Genomic DNA, 18529 nt, shown 5'->3' on the forward strand with positions numbered 1-18529 from the left:
GCACCGGCCCAACTAGATGCCACTTGCATCTATTAGCCGCCCTAACTTACTATGTGTATATAGCAACTAAATCGACCCGGAGTGGAGGAAGCATGGACGACCCCTTCGACGCGGGAGCGGGCGGCATCCTGCGGCAGCCGAAGGCCGTGTGGGCGACGGCCGGCGCGTCCGTCGTGGCTTTCATGGGCATCGGACTCGTCGACCCGATCCTGCCGTCCATCGCCAAGGGCCTGAACGCCACCGCCGGCCAGGTCTCCCTGCTCTTCACCTCGTACTTCCTGATCACGGCCGTGGCGATGCTGGTCACCGGCTTCGTCTCGAGCCGGATCGGCGGGCGCAGGACGCTGCTGCTCGGCCTCGCCTTCGTCGTCGTCTTCGCGGGCCTGGCCGGCACCTCGGACTCGGTCGGCGAACTCGTCGGCTTCCGCGCGGGCTGGGGCCTCGGCAACGCCCTGTTCGTCTCGACGGCGCTCGCGGTCATCGTCGGCGCGGCGGCGGGCGGCAGCGCCGCGGCGATCCTGCTGTACGAGTCGGCCCTGGGCCTCGGCATGGCCTGCGGCCCGCTGCTGGGCGCACTGCTCGGCAACCAGAGCTGGCGCTACCCGTTCTTCGGCACGGCCTTCCTGATGGCGGTCGGCTTCCTGTGCATCACGGCGTTCCTGAAGGAGCAGCCGAAGCCCGCGCGCAAGACCTCGCTGCTCGACCCGATCAAGGCGCTCGGGCACGGGGGCCTCGCCTCCGCCGCCGTCTCGGCGTTCTTCTACAACTACACGTTCTTCACCGTGCTGGCCTTCACGCCGTTCGTGCTGAACATGACGCCCTACAAGTCGGGTGCCGTGTTCTTCTGCTGGGGCGTACTGCTCGCCGTCTTCTCGGTGATCGTGGCGCCGCGCCTGCAGAAGCGGTTCGGTTCGCTGAAGGTGCTCGGCGGCTCGCTGGTGCTGCTCGCGGTCGACGTGCTCGTCCTCGGCTACGGCGACCACACCACGGCGGTCGTCTGCACCGTCCTGTCCGGCGCCTTCATCGGCGTGAACAACACGGTGTACACGGAACTGGCGCTCGGCGTCTCGGACGCCCCGCGCCCGGTGGCGAGCGCCGGCTACAACTTCGTGCGCTGGTTCGCTGCGGCCGCGGCTCCCTACTTCGCGCCGAAGATCGAGGAGTGGACCGACATCCACATCCCGTTCGTGGTGGCCGCGGTGACGGCCGCGGTCGGCGCGCTCGTGATCCTCGTACGACGGAACGCGCTCACGCACGAGGCCGAGGAGCTGGAGACGAAGCACGCGTCCGAGGACGGTGTCACCGTCTTTGCCAACTGACGGAATCCGGCCGTCCGTTGGTGAGCTTGCTCACGCCAGGGAGACGGACGCGCGGGACGGATCCCTCAGGTCCGTCCCGTGCGTCAGCCAGCGCTCCTGGAGGGCCTGGGCGCCATGGACGCGTTTCCAGGCGGCCTCGTTCGCCGTCATGGGCAGCAGCGGCAGGAAGCGGACCGGGTCGAGCGGCTCGTCCAGGGCGAGATCCTCGACCAGGCCGCCGGGCTCGGCGACCAGGACGGAGCTGAACGGGGCGCCCGGCCACAGCGGCTCACCGATGTCGAGGGACGCGCCCGGGGCCACGATCACCCCCTCGACCTGCGGAGACGCGGCGAGCACGGCGAGCGGGCGCAGCGCCTTGTCGGTGTCGGCGAGGCCCGCGCGCACCGAGAGGACCAGCTCCGCGCGGGGTCCCTTCACCGGGTCGGCGAGCGTCGCCGTGGGGTCGCTCATCGGCTGCGCGGACATGCCGAGCGTGGCGTAGCGGACGATGTCGCCCTCGTGGAAGCGGAGCACCTCGATGCGGTCCGTGCCGAGGAACGTGACCGCCGCGCGGGCGTCCGGTTCGCCCAGCGCGGTGCGCAACCTTGCCTCGACCAGAGGAAGAACATCAACCATGCGGCGAGCATAGAACTCGTCAGTACCGGGCAAAGCAGCGCCTTGACAGTTTGGGCGACTGGTACTCTGGCCCGGTCGTTCGGGCAGCACGCATTGGCGTCGCGATCGAGTCCCGACACCAGTTGGACTCCCTTACGGGAATGGAACGTCCCTTACGAGGGACCGGCCGGAGGAGGTGGGGCTGTCATGGATCGAAGTCACCCGTGCAGTACCACTCGCTCTTCCCGCCGCTGATACAGCTGATCCGGCCTGGGCTGACCGCCGCCTTTCACGCTCAAGTCTTCACGAGTCCTCATGCGGAAGAGCACTTCGTCTCGTTGTGCCTGATCTGTCTGATCTGAACCAGCAGCGAAACTCGCCACCGCGACGGTGCGGTGCTCCCCGCTTTGTGGACGTGCCAAACACCCGAAGTCAGGACGTCCCCATTCCGGGCAGTTCCACCCGTCGTCGGCGCCCTTTCGCTGCCTGCCACGAAGGAGCCAGCCATGTCGATGATCCGTGACCTGCGTGCCGCAGTCCGCCCGTCCCGCATCTCCCTGCGCAAGGACACCGGCGCGTACGACACGACACGCGACCCCGGCACCCCGTCGGCCGTCGTCGACTGCGCCGTCTACCGGGACGGGGCCCGCGTCCAGACACCGCAGGCGCTCACCCCGCACGAGGCCATGCGCCAGGTGCGCCGCGACGGAGGCTTCGTCTGGATCGGTCTGCACGAGCCGACCGAGGCCGAATTCTCCGGTATCGCAAGCGAGTTCGGGCTGCACCCGCTGGCCGTCGAGGACGCCGTCCAGGCCCACCAGCGGCCCAAGCTGGAGCGCTACGACGACTCCCTGTTCACCGTCTTCAAGACCATCCACTACGTCGAGCACGACGAGCTCACCGCCAACAGCGAGATCGTCGAGACCGGCGAGGTCATGTGCTTCACCGGACGGGACTTCTTCATCACCGTCCGGCACGGCGGCCAGGGCTCCCTGCGCGCCCTCCGGCACCGTCTGCAGGACGATCCCGAGCTGCTCGCCAAGGGCCCCTCGGCGGTGCTGCACGCGATCGCCGACCATGTCGTGGACGGCTATCTCGCGGTCGCCGACGCCATGCAGGACGACATCGACGAGGTGGAGACCGAGGTCTTCTCCCCGGGCCGCGGCGGCGTCGCCCGCGGTGTGGACTCGGCGCGGATCTACCAGATCAAGCGCGAGGTGCTGGAGTTCAAGCGGGCGGTGGCGCCGCTGCTGCGGCCGCTGCAGCTGCTGAGCGAGCGGCCCATGCGGCTGGTCGACCCCGACATCCAGAAGTACTTCCGGGACGTCGCCGACCACCTCGCCCGCGTGCAGGAGCAGGTCGTCGGCTTCGACGAACTGCTCAACTCGATCCTCCAGGCCAACCTCGCGCAGGCGTCCGTCGCGCAGAACGAGGACATGCGGAAGATCACCGCCTGGGCCGCCATCATCGCCGTACCGACGATGGTGACCGGGGTCTACGGCATGAACTTCGACCACATGCCCGAACTGCACTGGCGCTACGGCTATCCGACCGTCCTCGGCCTCACGGTCGTGCTCTGTGTCGGCATCCACCGGGCGCTGAAGCGCAACGGCTGGCTGTGAGCCGTCTGGATAGGCTTCGGCCATGACAAGCGAGCTGCTCGACCAGGCCCTCGTCGAGGAGGCCACCAAGAAGTCCGGGCTCGTGTGGGTCCGCGGCCCGGGCGGGCCGGCCCGCGCGCTGTGGCACGTGTGGCACGAGGGTGCCGCGTGTGTCGTGGGCGACGGACCGGGCGAGCAGCCGCTGCCGGGACTGGCCGACGGCACGACCGCCGAGGTCACCGTGCGCAGCAAGGACAAGGGGGGCCGGCTGGTCTCCTGGTCCGCGAAGGTCGTCGAACTCGCGTCCGGTACGGAGGCCTGGGATGCGACGGTCGCCGAACTGAAGGGCAAGCGGCTCAACGCGCCCGACGGAGAGGCGATGACCGAGCGCTGGGCCCGCACCTGCCGGGTGCTGCGGCTCGAACCGACCGGGACGACAACGCCGTTGCCCGACGACAGCCTGGCCGAGGCGCCCCTGCCGACGCCGGCCACGACCCGCAGGCCCGTCCCCGCGGGGCTGCCCCGGCTGCTGCTGAAAAAGAAGAAGCGCCGCCGATGAGCCCTCAGGACGCCGGCAGCTGTTTGCCGTAGTCCACGGTCTCGTCCTTGCCCGGCTCCGCCAGGGTGAAGTCCTTGTCCCAGGCCGAGAAGGTCAGCGTGCCCGCGCCGCCCGCGCGCTGCAGGCGCAGCGGATACGGCCTGCCCTCCAGGGACACGTCCAGCGTGCCCCCTGAGCCCTTGTCACCCGTGATGCGGATCGTGCGGGTACCCGCCTGCTCGTGGTGCCCGTCCGTCGCCAGCGAACCGTGCAGGGCGAGCAGCCCCTCGAGGAGGACGTCCTTGTCCGTGAAACCGCTGAACTTCTTGTACGCGGGGTCGCCCTGCGGCACCTTCACGTACTTGCCGTCGAGCTTGCCCGCCGCCGAGGTGCCGTGGTCCCCGTCGGCGTGGTTCCAGAAGCCCGCGCCGGCCTTCAGATACAGCCGCCCGCCGATGCGCAGCAGCCCGAAGGCCACTCCCTTGGAGGTGACCGACCCGGTCGCCCCCTCGGGCTTCAGCCGCATGTCGAGCCGGTACGTACGGCCATTGGTGACGACGTCTCCGGCGAGCCGTACGGCGGACGCGGACCGCGCGGCCGTGCGCGTTCTGGACTGGATCGTGTCGGCGGACAGCTTGCCGACCCCGTTCGTGCCCGCGTCGGGGTCCTCACCGCACCCCGTCAGAAACCCGCTCCCCGTCACGACCAGCACACACACGGCACCAGCCACCACCGCCCGACGAGTACGGCCCTCGGACCTCGCAGTCACAGACACGGCTGCCTTTCTCAACGGCTGTCCTGAACGGTGCTCGGCACCCTACAGGGGTCGGCGGCCACCGGCGGAGCCGGTCCGTCCGGACCGTCCACCAGGGCATATCCGATCGGGACGGGCTAGCCTGAAGCCCACCCGAGCGGGCAATTCGGAACAGCACAGCCCCACGAACCCCGCACGAAAAGGAAGCACGACCATGGCAGGCGCCGCCCCCCGGATCTTCGTCTCGCACCTCTCCGGCGTCCCCGTCTTCGACCCCAACGGCGACCAGGTGGGCCGCGTGCGCGACCTGGTCGTGATGCTGCGCGTCGGCCGCCGCCCCCCACGCGTGCTCGGCCTCGTCGTCGAACTGCCCACCCGGCGCCGCATCTTCCTGCAGATGACCCGGGTCACCAGCATCGAGTCCGGCCAGGTCATCGCCACCGGTGTGCTCAACGTCCGCCGCTTCGAGCAACGGCCCACGGAACGGCTCGCCTTCGGCGAGCTCCTGGACCGCCGGGTCACCCTCGTCGAGACCGGCGAGGAGGTCACGGTCCTCGACATGTCCGTGGCCCAGCTGCCGGCCCGCCGGGAGTGGGAGGTCGACCGCGTCTTCGTCCGCAAGGGCCGCAAGGCCGGCGCCTTCAGGAGGGCCAAGGGCGAGCAGCTGACCGTCGAGTGGTCCGCCGTCACCGGCTTCTCCCTGGAGGAGCACGGACAGGGCGCGGAGAGCCTCCTGGCCACCTTCGAGCAGCTGCGCCCGGCGGACCTGGCGAACGTCCTGCACCATCTCTCCCCCAAGCGCCGCGCCGAGGTCGCCGCCGCCCTCGACGACGACCGGCTGGCCGACGTCCTCGAAGAGCTCCCGGAGGACGACCAGATCGAGATCCTCGGCAAGCTGAAGGAGGAGCGGGCCGCCGACGTGCTGGAGGCCATGGACCCCGACGACGCGGCTGACCTGCTCTCCGAACTGCCGGAGGAGGACAAGGAGCGACTGCTGAGCCTGATGCAGCCCTCCGACGCCGCCGACATGCGGCGCCTGATGTCGTACGAGGAGCACACGGCGGGCGGTCTGATGACCACCGAGCCGATCGTGCTGCGGCCGGACGCCACCGTCGCCGACGCGCTCGCCCGCGTCCGCAACCGCGACCTCTCCCCGGCCCTCGCCGCCCAGGTCTACGTCTGCCGCCCGCCGGACGAGACACCGACCGGCAAGTACCTGGGCACGGTCCACTTTCAGCGGCTGCTGCGCGACCCCCCGTACACGCTGGTCAGCTCGATCATCGACGACGACCTGCAACCGCTCGACCCCGACGCGGAGCTGCCCGTCGTCGCCGGGTTCTTCGCCACGTACGACATGGTCGCGGCGCCCGTGGTGGACGAGTCCGGGTCGCTGCTCGGCGCGGTGACCGTGGACGACGTACTCGACCACATGCTGCCCGAGGACTGGCGGGAGACCGAGTTCCACCTGGACGAGGACGCCGACGGCGAGAACACCGGTGACGAGGAAGCCGAGGGGGTGGCCGCTCATGACGCCTGAGCGTGAGAGCACCCGCGAGCGCACCCCGGCGGGCGCGACGGCGACCGCGCGCACCCGGGTGCGCCTGGACCAGCCGCGCGCGCCGCGCCGGCGACTGGTTCCCGAGTGGGACCCCGAGGCCTTCGGGCGGCTGTCGGAGCGCATCGCGCGTTTCCTCGGCACCGGACGGTTCATCGTCTGGATGACGGTCGTCATCATCCTGTGGGTGGCGTGGAACGTCTTCGCGCCGAAGGACCTGCGCTTCGACAACTACCCGTTCATCTTCCTGACCCTGATGCTGTCCCTGCAGGCCTCCTACGCGGCCCCGCTGATCCTGCTCGCGCAGAACCGGCAGGACGACCGCGACCGGGTCAACCTCGAGCAGGACCGCAAGCAGAACGAGCGGTCCATCGCCGACACCGAGTACCTGACCCGGGAGATCGCCGCCCTGCGCATCGGCCTCGGCGAGGTCGCCACCCGCGACTGGATCCGCTCCGAGCTGCAGGACCTGATGAAGGAGCTGGACTACCGCAAGGACGGGCACCACGAACATGCCGTATTCCCGGCAGAACGGTCCCGCGGACGTGACGTAGACGACCGGTGACGGGCTTACCGGGGCCAGGCTACCGAGCCGTACCATCGTCCTTATGGCTAGCGAAGACGCGGTGCGCGAGGCACTGGCGACGGTGAACGACCCCGAGATCAACCGACCCATCACCGAGCTCGGGATGGTCAAATCGGTCGATATCGGCGCGGACGGGGCGGTCGCGGTGACCGTGTACCTGACGGTCTCCGGCTGCCCCATGCGCGAGACCATCACCCAGCGCGTGACCGATGCGGTCTCCCGGGTCGAGGGCGTCACCCGCGTCGACGTCTCGCTGGACGTGATGAGCGACGAGCAGCGCAAGGAGCTGGCGAACTCCCTGCGCGGCGGCCAGGCCGAGCGGGAGATCCCGTTCGCCAAGCCCGGCTCGCTCACCCGGGTGTACGCGGTCGCGTCCGGCAAGGGCGGCGTCGGCAAGTCGTCCGTGACGGTGAACCTGGCGGCGGCGATGGCCGCTGACGGTCTGAAGGTCGGTGTCGTCGACGCCGACATCTACGGCCACAGCGTGCCGCGCATGCTCGGCGCGGACGGCCGCCCCACCCAGGTCGAGAACATGATCATGCCGCCGTCGGCGAACGGCGTGAAGGTCATCTCCATCGGCATGTTCACGCCGGGCAACGCGCCGGTGGTCTGGCGTGGCCCCATGCTGCACCGGGCGCTGCAGCAGTTCCTCGCGGACGTGTACTGGGGCGACCTGGACGTGCTGCTGCTCGACCTGCCGCCCGGCACCGGTGACATCGCGATCTCGGTCGCCCAGCTGGTCCCGAACGCCGAGATCCTGGTCGTGACGACGCCTCAGCAGGCGGCGGCGGAGGTCGCCGAGCGCGCGGGCTCCATCGCCGTGCAGACCCACCAGAAGATCGTCGGCGTGGTCGAGAACATGTCGGGTCTGCCCTGCCCGCACTGCGGCGAGATGGTCGACGTCTTCGGCACTGGCGGCGGCCAGACGGTCGCCGACGGCCTCACCCGCACGACGGGCGCGACGGTTCCCGTCCTCGGCTCCATCCCGATCGACGTCCGCCTGCGCGAGGGCGGCGACGAGGGCAGGCCGGTGGTCCTGACCGACCCGGAGAGCCCGGCGGGCGCGGCCCTGCGCGGCATCGCGGGCAAGCTGGGCGGACGGCAGCGCGGCCTTTCGGGGCTGTCCCTGGGGATCACGCCGAAGAACAAGTTCTAGGACTTCGTACGACTGTGGGGCGCCATCCGGTGCGGACGGTGCCCCTTCGTCGTCTCGCCGTCGTCAGGCGTACTCGCCGATGTCCTTGATCATGGCGAAGCCGAGACCGTACGCGCTCATCCCTCTCCCGTACGCCCCCACGTGCACCCCTGCCTGCGTGGACCCGGCGAGCACCCAGCCGAACTCGGACTCGCGGTAGTGGAAGGGGGTGGGCACGCCGTCCACCGGCAGGGAGAGCGTCGACCACTCGGGGCCCGCGAGATCGTCGGCCAGCGCCCACGCCGTCTCCGTCTGCTGCTCCAGCCAGTCGTCCCGGAGGCTGTGGTCCATCTGTCCGGGCCAGGTGAACGACAGCAGCCCCACCCCGGCCAGCCACGCCGCCGAGGAGACCGACGTGGCCTCCAGCAGCCCCGTACCGTCGGCGCTCCTGCGGGAGGGGTTCGCCGCGACCGTCACCACGACCGCGAACTTCTCCCGCGGCTCACCGGCGGATCCGACCTCGTTCTTGACCGAGGGCTCGTCGCCGTGCCCGATCGACCCGTGTTCGACGGCACCGTCGGCCGCCGTTCCGACCTGCATCAGCCAGCGCGGCCCCGTGAAGGCCTCGTCGAGGCCGTACCACGGGAAGGGCGCCTGCAGGTAGCCGTCGACCGTGCGCCGGGCGGAGGGGACCTGTTGTCCGCCCTCCGCGGCCGGCGCCTGCGCGACTGCCCGACTCGTCGTCTCCATTGCCCGGACGCCTCCTCGCTCTCGTCGGACCGGAGCGGCCCGCCCCCCTTCGGGCTGACTCGTCCGGTCCGCACAACAACTCGGCAGCATAGCCACCCCGCTCCGGGCAGCCGGGAAACCTACCGGCGCGTGGGTCGCGCATGGGGCGGGTTCAGGCCGCGAGAGGGCGCGACGGAGTATGAAACGCGTCACGTACGACGGTTTCGGCGCCCCCCGCTGCCACGGGCGGTACGGCTCAGGTGGCGTCCGCGTCGAAGGGCGGCCGGTCGTCTTCCTCGGGCTTCTTCGTCATGTCGATGCGGCCACCGGAGGACGAGGAAGACGACGAGGAAGAGGAGGACGGCGTGGAGGACGAGGACGGACCGTCGGTGTCGTAGCTCTGGACCGCCTCCGTGACCTCGGCCATCTCCTTCTTCAGGTCGAAGCCGTTGCGGATCTCCTTCAGCCCCAGGTCCTCGCTGTCCAGGTGCTTGCGGATGAAGGTCTTGGGGTTGAGGTCCTCGAACTCGAAGTCCTTGAACTCCGGGCCCAGTTCCTGCCGGATGTCCGCCTTGGCGCTCTCCGAGAACTCTCGGATCTTCCGGATCGTCCGCATGACGTCCTGGATGACCTTCGGGAGCTTGTCCGGACCGAAGACGAGCACGGCGAGCACAATGATCGTCAGCAGCTCGAGCGGTCCTATGTCATTGAACACCTGAAGCTCCTTGCGATGTCCTCGGTCCTCGGCCCTCGGCGGTCTGTGCGGGTCTTCCGTGGTCCGGGCCGGATCCACGGTACCCGGCGATCCCGTACGACCGGTACTGTCCCGAGGGTTCCGAGTGCGTCCGGGTGGCGGTTTTCCGGGATGTTTGCCTTGCGGGGCAGCGATTTGGAACCCATCTGTGAGGTTCCTGTCAGTTGCTGTCCGAGGACCCGAGGACCAGCGAGATCGTCCGCTCGCCGCCGCCCCGGCGCACGGTCAGCCGCAGGCGGTCGCCGGGGCGGTGGGCGCGGGTCCTGACGATCAGTTCGTCGCCGGAGTGCACGCGCACGCCGTCGACCGCGGTGATGACGTCGCCCGCCTTGATGCCGGCCTTGGCTCCGGGGCCGTCCGCGGTGACGGCGGGGCCCCCGCCGGCGGCCTTCTTGCCGACGCGGGCGCCGTCGCCGGTGTAGTTCATGTCGAGGGTGACGCCGATGACCGGGTGCGTGGCCTTGCCGGTGTTGATCAGTTCCTCGGCGACACGCCTGGCCTGGTTGACGGGGATCGCGAAGCCGAGGCCGATGGAACCGGCCTGGCCGCTGCCGGAGTCCGAGCCGTCGTCGGCGGACCGGATCGCGGAGTTGATGCCGATGACCCGGCCCCGGGAGTCGAGGAGGGGGCCGCCGGAGTTGCCGGGGTTGATGGGCGCGTCCGTCTGCAACGCGTCCACGTACGACACGTCGGTCCCGTCGGTGCTGTCGCCGCCGGCGGTGATCGGGCGCTCCTTGGCGCTGATGATGCCGGAGGTGACGGTGCCGGCCAGGTCGAAGGGGGCGCCGATGGCGACGACGGGGTCGCCGACCTGGACGTTGTCGGAGTTGCCGAGCGGCAGGGGCTTGAGCCCGCGTACTCCGGTGACCTTCACGACGGCGAGGTCGTAACCGCTGTCCCGGCCCACGACGGTGGCCTTGGCGGTGTCGCCGCTGTTGAAGGTGACGGTTATCTTGCCGCTGGACCCGGCGGGCTCGACGACGTGGTTGTTGGTGAGGATGTGCCCGACGTCGTCCAGGACGAAGCCGGTGCCGGTGCTGGACTCCTCAACGCCGGTCACATTCAGGGTGACCACGCTGGGCAGGGCTCGCGCGGCGATGCCGGCCACACTGTCCGGCGCCCGCCCCGCGGGCTCCTTCCCGGCCTGCGGCAGCGTCACGGTCCCGAGCCCGCCGTCCCGCTCCAAATAGGCCCCGACGATCCCACCGACCCCACCGGACACCAGCGCCAGCGCGACAGCTCCGCTCACAAGCCTCCTACGCAGCCGCCGACGTCGCGTGTCCTTGTCATCAACACCGACACCGCTCTGCTGGAAGGGGGCGGGGGCCCAGGGGTCGTAGTTCTGCCAGGGGTTGGGGGTGGGGTCGAGTGAAGAGATGGGGGTGGGGGTGGAGCCGGGGTCTTGTGGGGGTGGCGGGGTGAGGCCGGTCGGGGGTGCGAGTGTTGGGTCGGGCAGTGGACCGGGGGGTGGAACGACGGGGGCCGTGGGAGCCGGGTCAGGCAAGCGCGCGGGCGCGGACGTGGCAACGACCGGTGCCGACAGAGCCGGGTCTGGCAGCGGCGCGGGCGTGGGGCCGACGGGGGGCGTGGTGTGGGGGCCCGGTCCGCTGTGCGGGGGCGGAATCGGCGTGTCCTGCGTCGGTGGAGCGGCGGGGTGCTGGACCGGGGGCGCGGGGGCCCAGGGTCCGGGTTCGCCGTAGGGCGGGGTGCTGTAGGGGTCGGAGTCGTGGAGGGGGGTCGGACGGGTGGCGGGGGTCGGGTGTGGTTCGGGTGCGGCGGCTGGACGGGGCGTGACGTAGTCACCCGAGGCCGAGGCCGCCTCATCCGGCCGCTCCGCCTGCGCCTCTACGACAGCGATCGCCGCCGGCGCCTCGACCTCAGCCGGTATCTCCGCCCGCGCACCGGCCCCAACAGCCGAGTCCGCCAACGCCTCGGCCTCAGCCGGCCGCTCCGCCCGCGCCTCAGTCACAGCCGGCGGCTCCGCGTCCCCCAGGGGGACAGCCCGCATCTCCGCGACGCCATCCACCTGCACCACAGCGTCACCCGGCGTCTCCGCCTCCACCGGGACCTTGGCCTCCGCCGGCGTCTCCGCCTCTCCCGTGGCCACATCAGCCGCCGACGACTCCGCCTCCGCCCGCGCTCCATCGTCATCCGGGGTCTCCGGCTCCACCGGGACCTTGGCCTCCGTCGGCTCCTCCGCCTTGACCACAGCCGGCATCGCCACGACGGCCTCCGCCGGCGCCTCCGCCTCCCCCATGGCCACAGCCGGCGTCAACAGCTCCGCTCCGGCCAGGACCCCAGACCCGCCCGGCGTCTCGGGCTCCGGCTCCGGTCCGGGTGTCTGTCGCGGAGTCTCCCCCGTGTCGGTCGCCGCCCGGGGAAGGGGCAGTTCGTAGTCGCCGTCGGCGGCCGCTCGAGGCGCGTCGGTGGTACCCGCGGCAGAATGCCCGTCGGCGCCAACCTCGGCTGCCCCGCCGGTCCCACCTACCGCTGCCCCGCCCGTGCCAGCCACCGCTGCCGCGCCGGTGCCAACCTCCGCTGCCCCGCCGCTGCCACCCACCGCTGCCCCGCCGGTGCCACCCCCCGCTGTCGGGCGCGCCAACTCGAAGTCGCCGTCCAATATCGCCGCAGCCGGGCCCCGGTCCTGGACCGGTAGGGCCAGACGGAAGTCGCCCTCGGCGTCGCCATGGGCTTCCGGCTCCGTCAGTGTCGGCGTCGAGGCGAGCGGCGGATCCGTCGGCGTCGCGTCCGCGTGGCCGGTGCCCGTCTCGCGAACCCCCCGGTGCCACCACTTCGGCCTTGTGGGCTTCCCCTCGTTCATGATCTCCCCACAGGTGACCGCGGCGCAGCCCGTCGCGGACGCGGTTTGTCGGTTCCGCGTCGGCGACACAGGGCGCAGACGCGGTTCACCGTGGATTCAACCAGGTTCCCGAGCGGGGGCGCAGGGGCCGGTCAGCGAGTGGGGTCGGTGGTCGCGTCGGGGACGGGTGCGGCGAGGAGGGGCGTCGTGGCCTCGGGTCGCGCCGACCCCGAGGTCAGCGTCAGCGGCAGCGGCGAGGGCATGCTGAGCGGACGTATGAGCGGGGACATCACCGCGGCGCCGGCCACGACGGGCGCCGTCAGCGTGTGCATGGTCCGGTCCGCCGCGGCAGGGCTGGGCACGCCCGGCAGCAGCGGTGCGGACACCTGGGTCGGGGCCACCGGGGTGTCGCCGAGCGAGCGACCGCCCTGGCCCTGGGTGAGCAGGGGCCCCGCGCCACGGCGCCGCTGGCTCTCGGGCGCCGTCGCGGCCCCCGTCCCCGGCGTACGCGCCGGCGTCACATTGCTGCCCGCGCCGGAGCCCCCGCGGGCGTCCCCGGCCGTGTCCGTCGCCGCGCCCGTCGTGACCCCGCCGAGCGCGATCGCGGCGAGCGAGACCGCCCCGGCGGCGACGAACGCGAACCGCATCCCGCGCGAGGCGGAGCGGTCGGTCTCGGGCCGGCCGACGTCATGGATGCGGAAGCCGTGGTCGGAGGCGGGGAGGGCCGGGGTGGGGGCGGTGTGCGGCGCGGCGGGCGTGTAGTCGAAGGCGAAACGCTCGGGGCGTTTCAGGCCGAAGACCCCGGGGAGCGCGGAGCCGCCGGGTCTTCCGGACAGGCCGTCGAATCCTCCCCCGCCGAACGGCGAGCCACCGCCGTCCGGATCACCTCCCCCGGGCAGCGCCTGAAGCCGCGCGAGGAAACTCTCGGAGGGAGGCGGCGGGGCCGCCTCCGCGAAGACGCTCTTCAACTGCCGCTGCGCGTCGGCCTCGGCCTTGCACTTGGCGCAGGTCGCCAGGTGGGCGAGGACTCGCTCACGGGTCTCATGACCGAGCTCTCCGTCCACCAGGGCGGAGAGTCGGTCTCCCAGATGCTGCTCGGCGAGGCGCCGTTCGACGGGGTCGGGTCGTGATCCACTCACGCGGTCGCGCCCCCTCCTCCCAGAGCGGCCACCCTGGGCACGAAGGAGCGGCGCTCGGAGCTCCGGGTCTGCGGCGCGCGGTGTGCGAGGGCCTTGCGCAGCTGGGAGCGGCCGCGGTGGATCCGGGAGCGGACCGTGCCGAGCTTGACGCCGAGGGTCGCGGCGATCTCCTCGTAGGACAGTCCTTCGATGTCGCACAGGACGACCGCGGCGCGGAACTCGGGCGCAAGGGTGTCGAGGGCCTGCTGGACGTCCGCGTCGAAGTGGGCGTCGTTGAAGGCCTGCTGCGGGGTGGGCTCGCGGCTGGGCAGGCGCTCTGCCGCGTCCTCGCCGAGGGCGTCGAAGCGGATGCGCTGCTTGCGGCGGACCATGTCGAGGAAGAGGTTGGTGGTGATGCGGTGCAGCCAGCCCTCGAAGGTGCCCGGCGTGTAGGTCGACAGGGAGCGGAAGACGCGGACGAAGACCTCCTGGGTGAGGTCCTCGGCGTCGTGCTGGTTACCGGTCAGGCGGTACGCCAGCCGGTAGACGCGGCCACTGTGCATGCTGACGATCTCCTCCCACGTGGGCGGAGTCCACGCCTGCCCGTCCGCGTCGGTGGAGAAAGTCGCGGTCTGGGCGTGGTCAGCGGCGTGGCTGGGGTCAGCAGCGGTGTCGTTCACGGATTTCGGCCTGCCCGCTGATCCGAGGAAGCGCCGCAGCACTCCACCCCGGTCCCCGTTGGGCGCGGCCGCACCTCCCCTGTCATCTCTGGTGGTGTCCAGTGGAGCCCCTACCATAGCCACCTCGCCCGTTAGGACCGGATAAGCGGTTTTACGAGAATTTGATGTGGGCTGCTCCGGCTCGTGCCGCCGCGTCCGCGGTTCCTCGAGCGCCCGACCGTCGTCGTGATCCAACTGTGTCCCCCCGCCGTCGTCTCCACCCCTCTAAACGCCTGGTCCCATCTGCGGGTTCCCGGGCCCAACGGATACAGTCACGCCCAGGCAACCGCGGGGACAGGAGAGGGTCATTACCGGCAACCGGCAGGCAAGCTGGGCGTTCGCCGACGCCTATGCCGCCGAGGACGAAGCGCTGCGCTGGGCCCGCGACCGGGCCCGTGAGGCGGGGCTGCGCTCGGTGTCGCCCGGCACGGGCTCCGCGCTGCGGTTGCTGGCGGCCTCCGTGGACGCGAAGGCGGTGGCCGAGATCGGGACCGGCACCGGCGTCTCCGGTATCCACCTGCTGCACGGGATGCGCCCGGACGGCGTCCTGACCACCGTCGACCCCGAGCCGGAGCACCAGCAGTTCGCCCGTCAGGCCTTCCGGGCCTCCGGCTTCGCCAGCAACCGCGCCCGCTTCATCCCGGGCCGCGCCCTGGACGTGCTGCCCCGCCTCGCGGACGCCGGCTACGACCTCGTCTTCTGCGACGGCGACCGGCAGGAGGTCATGGACTACCTCGCTGAATCGTTGCGCCTGCTCCGTCCGGGGGGTCTGGTGGTCTTCGAGGGGGTCTTCGCGAACGGCCGCACGGTCGATTCGGGGCCCCAGCCGACGGAGGTCCTGCGGCTGCGGGAGCTGCTGCGGGCGGTGCGGGAGAGCCAGGAGCTGCTGCCGTCACTGCTGCCGGTGGGCGACGGGTTGCTGTGCGCCGTGAAGCGCTGACCGGCCCCTCAGGGTGACGTCGCCGGGGCGGTGACGAGGCCCACACAGAGCAACCCCGGCACCACTTGGATGCCGGGGTTGTCGAAAGGGTATGGTCGCTTCCGCGTCAGCCGACGACCTTCTTGAGGGCGTCGCCGAGCGCGTCGGCCTCGTCTGGGGTCAGCTCGACGACGAGCCGACCGCCGCCTTCGAGCGGAACGCGCATGACGATGCCCCGCCCCTCCTTGGTCACCTCGAGCGGGCCATCACCCGTTCGCGGCTTCATGGCCGCCATGCTCGTTCCCCTTCCTGAAACCAGCTCATCGTCAAAGCCGACGGCCCTGGAGGGCACGCGCGGTCCAGGCGTGGGACTTGGACACGCGACACCGGCATCGAACACATTGCTTCCAAGCCATTATCTCGCATCTCAGGACCCGATGACCAACATCAGTCGGCATCGCTTGGGCAACGCGCGCGAGCAAAACCACCCAATTCGGCGATGTGACTGCGATACTGCGCGGCCGCGCGGACTTCCGCGCACCGGAAACCGCCGAGAATTCTTTGACACAGGTCACACGTCAGGTCCGGTGCGCGGACGGCGATCTCCGTCATGCTGTCCTTCGTACGAAGACGTACTGACCGGTCGTACCAACGGAGGGGACGGACCATGGCCGACACGGTGCTCTACGAGGTGACCGACGGGCTCGCGACGATCACCCTGAACCGGCCCGAGGCGATGAACGCGCTGAACATCCCGACGAAGGTCGCGCTGCGGGAGGCGGTCCAGGAGGCGGCGGGCGACGCGGCCGTCCGGGCGGTGCTGCTGACGGCCGCCGGTGAGCGGGCGTTCTGTGTCGGTCAGGACCTCAAGGAGCATATCGGGCTGCTGGCACAGGACCGGGAGACCGGCTCCGGACACACGATGAGCACGGTGCGTGAGCACTACAACCCGATCGTGCGGGCCCTGGCCGGGATGGCGAAGCCTGTGGTGGCCGGGGTGAACGGGGTCGCGGCGGGGGCGGGATTCGGGCTGGCGCTGGTGGCCGACTACCGGGTCGTGGCCGACACCGCCGCCTTCAACACGTCGTTCGCGGGGGTCGCCCTGACCGCGGACTCCGGGATGTCCTGGACGCTGCCGCGGGTCGTGGGCCCGGGCCGGGCCGCCGACCTGCTGCTCTTCCCCCGCAGTATCAAGGCCCAGGAGGCGTACGAGCTGGGGATCGCCAGCCGTCTCGTACCGGCTGCTGAGCTGCACGCCGAGGCGGAGAAGGTGGCGCGGGCGCTGGCCGAGGGGCCGACGGTCGCCTACGCGGCCCTCAGGGAGGCCATGGCGTACGGCCTGACGCACTCCCTCGACGAGACGCTGGACAAGGAGGACGAGCTGCAGACGCGGGCCGGGTCCTCCGAGGACCACATGATCGCGGTGCAGGCGTTCGTCAACAAGGAGAAGCCGAAGTACCTGGGCCGCTGAGGATCAGCCCTCCCTCGCGACACACGTCTGAAGATGGTCGTTGACCAGGCCGCACGCCTGCATCAGGGCGTACGCCGTGGTCGGCCCCACGAAACGCAGGCCTCTCTTCTTCAGCGCCTTGGACAGGGCCGTGGACTCCGGGGTGACCGGCGGGACGTCCGACAGGGTCCTCGGCGCCGGTCCGGGCTCCGGCGCGTGGGACCAGATCAGGCTGTCCAGCTCGCCCGGCGCCCACTCCGCCAGCACCCGCGCGTTGGCGAGCGTCGCGTCGATCTTGGCCCTGTTGCGGATGATGCCCGGGTCGGTGAGGAGGCGGGCGCGGTCCGTCTCCGTGAAGGCGGCGACCTTCTCGATCCTGAAGTCGGCGAACGCGGCCCGGAAGCCGGGCCGGCGGCGCAGGATGGTGATCCAGGACAGGCCGGACTGGAAGGCCTCGAGGCTGAGGCGTTCGTAGAGCGCGTCGTCGCCGTGGACCGGGCGGCCCCACTCCTCGTCGTGGTAGGCCACGTAGTCCTCGGTGGACAGGGCCCAGGGGCAGCGCAGCGCTCCGTCCGGGCCGGCGATCGCGGCGCCGTCGGTCACTGGTGGCCCTCCTGACCGTGCCCCGGCTTCTCCATGGAGACGTGGTGGGCCGCCGCCCGGGCGCCCGCCAGCGCGGACTCCAGGTCGGCGATCCGGGCGTCCCGCTCGGCCAGTTCGGCGGCGAGCCGGTTGAGGGCGTCGTCGACGTCCGCCATCCGGTAGCCGCGCGCTGCGAGCGGGAAGCGGAGCGCGTCGACGTCCGCGCGGCCGACCGGGCGGTCCGGCGGCAGGGGGTCCTGCAGGCGCTCGGGGGCCACCTCGGGCAGCGGTCCGTCGCCCTCCCCGCCGCCCACCACGGCCAGTGTCACCGCGGCGACCACGACGGCGAGAGCGACGACGAGGAACAAGAACATAACCATCGCTGTGGTCCCCACGCTCGATGTACGGAAGCTGGATGTGTCAGGGTCCGATCGTGCCATGCGACTCTGACAGTTAGGGTCACAGGCGGCCGAAAGGCCGGAACACCCAGGTCGTCCTAGGAGAGGTCACAGCGGATGCTCAGGCTGGGCAGGCGGGAGTTCGAGGCGCACGAGCCGGTGGTCATGGCGATCGTGAACCGGACCCCGGACTCCTTCTACGACCAGGGGGCGACCTTCCGCGACGAGCCCGCCCTCGCGCGCGTGGAGCACGCGGTGGCGGAGGGGGCCGCGATCGTCGACATCGGCGGTGTGAAGGCGGGTCCCGGTGACGAGGTGAGCGCCGCGGAGGAGGCACGCCGGACCGTCGGGTTCGTGGCGGAGGTCCGCCGGCGCTTCCCGGACGTCGTGATCAGCGTGGACACCTGGCGGGCGGAGGTCGGCGAGGCCGTGTGCGAGGCGGGGGCCGACCTGCTGAACGACGCCTGGGGCGGGGTGGATCCTGGGCTCGCGGAGGTCGCCGCCCGGTACAAGGTGGGGCTGGTGTGCACGCACGCCGGAGGCGCGCAGCCGCGGACGCGTCCGCACCGGGTGTCGTACGACGACGTCATGGCCGACATCCTGCGGGTGACCCTGGGGTTGGCCGAGCGGGCCGTGGGGCTCGGGGTGCCGCGGGAGTCGGTGCTGATCGATCCCGGGCACGACTTCGGGAAGAACACGCGGCACAGCCTGGAGGCGACGCGGCGGCTGGGCGAGATGGTCGACACGGGCTGGCCGGTGCTGGTGTCGCTGTCCAACAAGGACTTCGTGGGCGAGACCTTGGACAAGCCGGTGAAGGAGCGGGTGGTGGGGACGCTGGCGACCACCGCCGTCTCCGCCTGGCTGGGGGCACAGGTGTACCGGGTGCACGAGGTGGCGGAGACGCGTCAGGTGCTCGACATGGTGGCGTCGATCGCGGGTCACCGTCCTCCGGCGGTGGCCCGGCGGGGGCTGGCGTAG

Annotated in this window: 20 protein-coding genes; 9 read left to right on the top strand and 11 right to left on the bottom strand. The window is 71.2% G+C overall.

The window, feature by feature from the left end; all coding sequences use genetic code 11:
• Positions 1-92: 92 nt before the first annotated feature.
• Positions 93-1319, top strand: coding sequence for an MFS transporter (locus tag ABZZ74_RS06030; RefSeq protein WP_356762108.1), 1227 nt, complete (start codon positions 93-95; stop codon positions 1317-1319).
• A 30-nt stretch (positions 1320-1349) separates the two neighbouring features.
• On the opposite strand, the gene ABZZ74_RS06035 is transcribed toward ABZZ74_RS06030, so the two are convergent.
• On the bottom strand, positions 1350-1934 hold the full coding sequence (locus ABZZ74_RS06035; protein WP_356762109.1) for a suppressor of fused domain protein: 585 nt from the start codon (positions 1932-1934) through the stop codon (positions 1350-1352).
• 485 nt (positions 1935-2419) lie between these two features.
• On the opposite strand from ABZZ74_RS06035, the gene ABZZ74_RS06040 reads away from it, so the two are divergent.
• On the top strand, positions 2420-3535 hold the full coding sequence (locus ABZZ74_RS06040) for a magnesium and cobalt transport protein CorA (protein WP_133044484.1): 1116 nt from the start codon (positions 2420-2422) through the stop codon (positions 3533-3535).
• Positions 3536-3557: 22 nt separating this feature from the next.
• On the top strand, positions 3558-4073 hold the full coding sequence (locus ABZZ74_RS06045) for a hypothetical protein (RefSeq protein WP_356762110.1): 516 nt from the start codon (positions 3558-3560) through the stop codon (positions 4071-4073).
• A 4-nt stretch (positions 4074-4077) separates the two neighbouring features.
• Here ABZZ74_RS06045 and ABZZ74_RS06050 read toward each other — a convergent pair whose 3' ends face one another.
• Positions 4078-4821, bottom strand: coding sequence for a hypothetical protein (locus tag ABZZ74_RS06050; RefSeq protein ID WP_356762111.1), 744 nt, complete (start codon positions 4819-4821; stop codon positions 4078-4080).
• A gap of 199 nt (positions 4822-5020) precedes the next feature.
• Here ABZZ74_RS06050 and ABZZ74_RS06055 point away from each other — a divergent pair, with 199 nt between their 5' ends.
• Genes ABZZ74_RS06055 through ABZZ74_RS06065 form a run of 3 tightly spaced genes read left to right on the top strand, consistent with a single transcriptional unit; the run spans position 5021 to position 8103 of the window.
• Positions 5021-6343: a CBS domain-containing protein gene (locus ABZZ74_RS06055; RefSeq protein WP_356762112.1), complete on the top strand. Its 1323-nt coding sequence runs from the start codon at positions 5021-5023 to the stop codon at positions 6341-6343.
• Positions 6333-6926: a DUF1003 domain-containing protein gene (locus tag ABZZ74_RS06060; protein ID WP_356762113.1), complete on the top strand. Its 594-nt coding sequence runs from the start codon at positions 6333-6335 to the stop codon at positions 6924-6926. The genes ABZZ74_RS06055 and ABZZ74_RS06060 overlap by 11 nt, the downstream gene beginning before the upstream one ends.
• Before the next feature lie 43 nt (positions 6927-6969).
• Positions 6970-8103 carry an Mrp/NBP35 family ATP-binding protein gene (locus ABZZ74_RS06065; RefSeq protein WP_356762114.1) on the top strand — a complete coding sequence of 378 codons (1134 nt, stop codon included), beginning with the start codon at positions 6970-6972 and terminating at the stop codon, positions 8101-8103.
• A 63-nt stretch (positions 8104-8166) separates the two neighbouring features.
• Here ABZZ74_RS06065 and ABZZ74_RS06070 read toward each other — a convergent pair whose 3' ends face one another.
• The 5 genes from ABZZ74_RS06070 to sigE form a co-directional block, all read right to left on the bottom strand.
• Positions 8167-8832: a hypothetical protein gene (locus ABZZ74_RS06070; RefSeq protein ID WP_356762115.1), complete on the bottom strand. Its 666-nt coding sequence runs from the start codon at positions 8830-8832 to the stop codon at positions 8167-8169.
• 235 nt (positions 8833-9067) lie between these two features.
• Positions 9068-9526 carry a sec-independent translocase gene (locus tag ABZZ74_RS06075; protein WP_356762116.1) on the bottom strand — a complete coding sequence of 153 codons (459 nt, stop codon included), beginning with the start codon at positions 9524-9526 and terminating at the stop codon, positions 9068-9070.
• A 199-nt stretch (positions 9527-9725) separates the two neighbouring features.
• Positions 9726-11573: a trypsin-like peptidase domain-containing protein gene (locus ABZZ74_RS06080; protein ID WP_356762299.1), complete on the bottom strand. Its 1848-nt coding sequence runs from the start codon at positions 11571-11573 to the stop codon at positions 9726-9728.
• A 944-nt stretch (positions 11574-12517) separates the two neighbouring features.
• Positions 12518-13504 (bottom strand): zf-HC2 domain-containing protein, encoded by a 987-nt coding sequence (locus ABZZ74_RS06085; protein ID WP_356762117.1) that lies wholly within the window; start codon positions 13502-13504, stop codon positions 12518-12520.
• Positions 13501-14205 (bottom strand): RNA polymerase sigma factor SigE, encoded by a 705-nt coding sequence (sigE, locus tag ABZZ74_RS06090; protein WP_133044474.1) that lies wholly within the window; start codon positions 14203-14205, stop codon positions 13501-13503. The genes ABZZ74_RS06085 and sigE overlap by 4 nt, the downstream gene beginning before the upstream one ends.
• Positions 14206-14443: 238 nt before the next feature.
• Here sigE and ABZZ74_RS06095 point away from each other — a divergent pair, with 238 nt between their 5' ends.
• Positions 14444-15142: an O-methyltransferase gene (locus ABZZ74_RS06095; RefSeq protein ID WP_133044473.1), complete on the top strand. Its 699-nt coding sequence runs from the start codon at positions 14444-14446 to the stop codon at positions 15140-15142.
• A gap of 106 nt (positions 15143-15248) precedes the next feature.
• Here the strand turns inward: ABZZ74_RS06095 and ABZZ74_RS06100 are convergent, their stop codons facing one another.
• Positions 15249-15416, bottom strand: a complete 168-nt coding sequence (locus tag ABZZ74_RS06100) for a DUF3117 domain-containing protein (RefSeq protein WP_003966491.1) — start codon at positions 15414-15416, stop codon at positions 15249-15251.
• Between the two features lie 152 nt (positions 15417-15568).
• On the bottom strand, positions 15569-15733 hold the full coding sequence (locus ABZZ74_RS06105; protein ID WP_356762118.1) for a hypothetical protein: 165 nt from the start codon (positions 15731-15733) through the stop codon (positions 15569-15571).
• Between the two features lie 55 nt (positions 15734-15788).
• On the opposite strand from ABZZ74_RS06105, the gene ABZZ74_RS06110 reads away from it, so the two are divergent.
• The gene (locus ABZZ74_RS06110) at positions 15789-16592 is read left to right on the top strand and encodes an enoyl-CoA hydratase-related protein (protein ID WP_356762119.1); all 804 of its coding nucleotides are present in this window, start codon (positions 15789-15791) and stop codon (positions 16590-16592) included.
• 3 nt (positions 16593-16595) lie between these two features.
• Here ABZZ74_RS06110 and ABZZ74_RS06115 read toward each other — a convergent pair whose 3' ends face one another.
• Both ABZZ74_RS06115 and ABZZ74_RS06120 read right to left on the bottom strand, forming a co-directional pair.
• Positions 16596-17174 (bottom strand): DNA-3-methyladenine glycosylase I, encoded by a 579-nt coding sequence (locus ABZZ74_RS06115; RefSeq protein WP_356762120.1) that lies wholly within the window; start codon positions 17172-17174, stop codon positions 16596-16598.
• Positions 17171-17527, bottom strand: coding sequence for a DivIVA domain-containing protein (locus ABZZ74_RS06120; protein ID WP_208781188.1), 357 nt, complete (start codon positions 17525-17527; stop codon positions 17171-17173). The genes ABZZ74_RS06115 and ABZZ74_RS06120 overlap by 4 nt, the downstream gene beginning before the upstream one ends.
• Before the next feature lie 141 nt (positions 17528-17668).
• Here ABZZ74_RS06120 and folP point away from each other — a divergent pair, with 141 nt between their 5' ends.
• Positions 17669-18529 (top strand): dihydropteroate synthase, encoded by an 861-nt coding sequence (folP, locus tag ABZZ74_RS06125; RefSeq protein WP_356762121.1) that lies wholly within the window; start codon positions 17669-17671, stop codon positions 18527-18529.

It is taken from the genome of Streptomyces sp. NPDC006476 (genome assembly GCF_040612015.1).
Classification (GTDB): domain Bacteria; phylum Actinomycetota; class Actinomycetes; order Streptomycetales; family Streptomycetaceae; genus Streptomyces; species Streptomyces griseorubiginosus_B.